This window comes from Atribacter sp. (assembly GCF_035418125.1).
Taxonomy (GTDB): Bacteria; Atribacterota; Atribacteria; order Atribacterales; family Atribacteraceae; genus Atribacter; species Atribacter allofermentans.
Genome location: NZ_DAOLQM010000245.1, coordinates 1 through 3,279, shown reverse-complemented (window position 1 = coordinate 3,279; position 3,279 = coordinate 1). Strand labels below are relative to the sequence as shown.

Annotated in this window: 2 protein-coding genes and 1 pseudogene; 1 reads left to right on the top strand and 2 read right to left on the bottom strand. The window is 39.2% G+C overall.

Annotated features, from left to right (window positions below; translation table 11 throughout):
* Positions 1–270 (top strand): annotated as a pseudogene (locus tag PLK24_RS09980) (hypothetical protein); the annotation flags it as partial.
* A 141-nt stretch (positions 271–411) separates the two neighbouring features.
* On the opposite strand, the gene PLK24_RS09975 reads toward PLK24_RS09980, so the two are convergent.
* Both PLK24_RS09975 and PLK24_RS09970 read right to left on the bottom strand, forming a co-directional pair.
* The gene (locus PLK24_RS09975; protein WP_324478724.1) at positions 412–663 is read right to left on the bottom strand and encodes a hypothetical protein; all 252 of its coding nucleotides are present in this window, start codon (positions 661–663) and stop codon (positions 412–414) included.
* A 97-nt stretch (positions 664–760) separates the two neighbouring features.
* Entirely contained in the window at positions 761–2,974 is a 2,214-nt protein-coding gene (locus tag PLK24_RS09970) for a DUF262 domain-containing protein (RefSeq protein WP_324478722.1), read from the bottom strand.
* Between the last annotated feature and the right edge of the window lie 305 nt (positions 2,975–3,279).

Below are 3,279 nucleotides of genomic sequence, written 5' to 3'. Positions count from 1 at the left end.
GACAGTCCGCGCGAAGCAGCTCGCCGTTTAGCGACAGTCATGGGTGCGGATGCTGGAGTAAAGCCACACGAAGCCAATCAGATGATTTGTGATGCGGTTGATTTGCTGGTACAGATCGGCATCCGTCACGAAGTTCGTCGGGTGATCGCCATATCCAATGTGTCCAAGGATTTGAAGAACGGTGATGTATATTATGAACCCATCTATCGGTTTAAAGAAGACTCGCCTGCGGAAGAACCTTATTGGGAAAAATTAGGGGAATTGAAATAATCAAGACTATTTTACAACCATGCTGATTTGACATATTTTATTAGCATGGTTGTAAACATCTAAACAATTTATAAAACAGGTTGTAATTCGACGACTGAAAAAGGAATATTTGTGGATATGCCTGACTGTTTAATACAGTAATTAATCTGGGAGAGAATTGTTTTCTAGACGGTACTCATACGAATTTTCTTTTTTACATCGATTGATAATCGTTGTTTCCTCTATGGGAGCGCCCATTGTCCAATAGATGAGTCCGTCTTCTTCAAAGTACACGATTTCTTTCTTGTAAAACTTGCTGGTATAACCATATGTTCGAATGTGAGTAACCAAATCGATGAAAAGTTTCTCGTCTACCCTTTCTCGAACAATGTATTCATGAGGCCATTTTGGCATGGTTTTCGCATACGTCCAATGTGTAGATTTAATAAAATCTCGCAAAACTTCAGATAAAACGTTTGATGGGTTGATCATTTGATATCGTTGACTTCAATTAATCAGATTTTTGGACCTTCACACGTTTCTCAAAACGATCAAGACCTTCTAGAAATTCTGGTATATCGCTTGGTTTCAACCAATTCCAACCTCTCTTAAGCCCTATTAATTCTCTTGCCTCATCAATTGTAACCTTAGGATAGGTTGTGAAATTTTCGGGATAGAAATTGATACCGAGTCCATTGCTATATATGTATATGACAAACATGCTTAACCGAAAATTGTGAGGGCTGCGATATTGCAATCCTTTTCGGATCGTTGGCCACATTCCAAGTCGTCCGAGGTGTTTGTGGATCGCATCTAGCTCTTCCCCAAAACCGAATTGTTCAGCATATGCAACCTTACTCTCGATTGTATTTTGTGTCTGTTTTGGTCGGGGTTCCACATCCACTTTCCAACGTTCAAGTGCCCACACTTTGAGTTTATTTCGCCTATCAAGCAAGCTAGTTTCATTCCAGTCTTCATAACTAGCGATTTCTTTTTCTACAAACAGCGGAGAGTTGGCGTACGTCCCTTTTTTACCAGGGGCACCTTTTTTCTCAGAAAATCGTAGATTCCCAAGTCCACTATTATCATAAGTTAGTGTTAAATTCGCAAAATCATTAGTCCAGCGTTGTCTTTGTTCAAGGGAAAATCTATCTAACCAGGCATCATCTGTAGGAGTTTGAGGGAGGATATGCTCAATAGAGCTTGCCCGAGAACGGGTTGTGAGAGTCTCCCAAGTCAATTCAACTGGTCGACCGCCGGCTAAATGATGTTCGTATTCGTAGAGGAAATGGTTAATCCCGTTCCATTCATACCAATTCTCTTTTTCATTATCAAAAGCATTTTCATATTCTTTTTTGGGAGAATACAAAATCAATAATTGCCCAATCTCATCAACCAACCAGGATGAATTATGGCTTTGGTGAAACTGGTAACCCAGATAGAAGAAGCTCGTTTGTCCTGCATTAGAACGCGTACGTTTTAGTGTAAAAACCCGAAAAGTGAATTTTTCGAGTAACTGCACAACTTCCAAGTACGATTGACCACTATCATCGGGTTCCTGATGCAGAGCAATGAGTAGAGGAATATATGCTGCGCGTACACCCTGGCGCGTGATCTTTTTGCTCCATAAAATCACCTGTTGCCGAATTAAAGGATCTTTGAAGTGGTTAAAAGCGGTTGGGAGATGTGGTGAAAAAATATCACAATAGGCAACTGCAGCTTTTTGAAGGCCGTCTAGGTACGCAAGCAGATCGTTGAGTAATTCCTTGTCTCTGTTGTGGTATGTTTTTAAGTTGAAACGGCTTTTTATTGATCGAGCATTTTCCCACTGCGAAACATCGTGATTGTAAGCCATCAGCCAATGAGAGCGAAGTAATTGGTCTTCATTTGCACGTCCAGCAAGGCTGGCAAACATTAGCTTTTCATAAACAAATTTCCAGGTTTCATTTATTCGTCGATTTAATGGATGATCCTCATCGGGAACTTCTAATTTCGCAGAAAGATACAATAAATGATTCTTAACTTTTTCCATTTCCGTAAGTGGTTTACCCCGGTCATTCATTGTCTCAAAAATGACACCTGCATCTAATTCATCTGTGACAGGGTAAAGGATCAATTTAAGTTGATTAATCACTTTTCCATAAAATGTCTGCAGCCAGACAGGATAATTTTTATCTTCCGATATTTTTTTTGCTAAAAGAAATTTAGTAAATTTTTCGCTAGCTTCAAGCAATCTTTGATGAGAACGGATTAAAGGACCAGTACTGCCAGAGCGCAACATTAGGATATTGTTTTCGAAAAAATCCTGGCTATCTCGGCCGAGTTTTAATTTTGAAAAGGGTTGTCCATTACGGTCAGAAATATATAGGTAAATATCCTTCAGTCCTGGAGCTAAATTCTTACATTGTGGTAACGTTAGCATTTGATCATAAATGGCTTTAAGGAGAATAACGACAGTAGTGAGGCGTTGTTGACCATCTATAATGTCAAAGGATTTGTATTCCTGCATATTTGCATCAATAAAAGGTTTTGAGTTATTTCCATCAGTTGATCTAACGACGAGAGTACCGGTATAGTGCCGTCCAGTTTCCGGGCGTAATAGCTCTAAATCATCGATAAGATCTTGACACTGCTGTTCTTCCCAGGCATAACCACGCTGATAGTCAGGAACGTAGAAGATTTGGTCGGTAAATATTTGCTTGATGCTTTTAATCATGTCGGACATGGCATAATTCCTTTTATGGGATGATGAAATATTCTCTCCCTTCTAATTATTTTAGCTTAATTACTTTTTTCGAGGATTTCAATAAGTAGGTATTTGAAGCTCCGATCTTTATTTAGCTTAGAAATTTACTTTCTTGCCTGTTGGTGAACCGCGTTATTGATAGCGATTAATAAATTGGAACAACTTTGGATCTATACCCAATGCATATCCAAGTTTTGAGAGGGGAATGCTTTGGGATCAGCCCGGTAAAACTCACATGATACTGCCCTGGTGGAAACGTATTTCTGTTTTAAAAACTTACAATA